1 protein-coding gene is annotated in these 703 nt (G+C 36.0%); it reads right to left on the bottom strand.

The features are described 5' to 3' along the window. A partial coding sequence (locus tag ACS8FD_RS20670; protein ID WP_439277246.1) for a pyridoxamine 5'-phosphate oxidase family protein occupies positions 1 to 398 on the bottom strand: 398 nt, incomplete at its 3' end. Positions 399 to 703 lie beyond the last annotated feature (305 nt).

Below are 703 nucleotides of genomic sequence, written 5' to 3'. Positions count from 1 at the left end.
CCACTCAACCAGCATTCTACGCCATGTGGTACTACTTTAATAAGTTGTACATTTGGGTCTTCTTTACCGTGCTCAAAAAACGCATTGTAGACAGGTGACCATAGCTCATCTAGCTTATCTTTATCTGTTGGCAGCTCTGCATTGGCACTGACAGAAACATAGTCTTTTTCGTCTTGAGTGGCATAAGACAAGCCTATTTTTTGATTGTCTTGAATATCTTTTACGACATCTGAAGTTTTGTCACCGATAAACCAAATCTCTTTATCAGCGATACTGGCTTCACTCGTCGTCATCGGCCATGCATGCACATCACCTTTACTATTAATAGTGCTCATCATGGCAAACTTTACGTCTTTAATTACGTCTTGGATTTTATCGATTTGTTCTTGTTTATTCATAATAGATATCCTTATTACGTTAAAGTTGAAATTATTGTGAAAACTGTGTTAATGGTTTTAATTATTAGCTGGTTGTAGAATAACGATAGTTGCCTGCCTGATTATATAGGTTGCCCGTAAGACGATGTGAGCGTTTGTAAAACGTATAAGAGTTAAGTAAAAAATGTGTCAGATTAGGCAAAAGTTTGCTGATAAAAAGAAATAGATATCGTAATAACAGCTCACAAATTATTTATAAGTATGGTAGCCAATTTATCACGGTTTACCCCTGCTTATTATGAGCCTTCTTGTTATAATACACGGAC

It is taken from the genome of Psychrobacter sp. 1U2 (genome assembly GCF_051847575.1).
The sequence above is the reverse complement of the archived record's forward strand: the minus strand, read 5'-3'. Positions and strand labels throughout refer to the sequence as shown.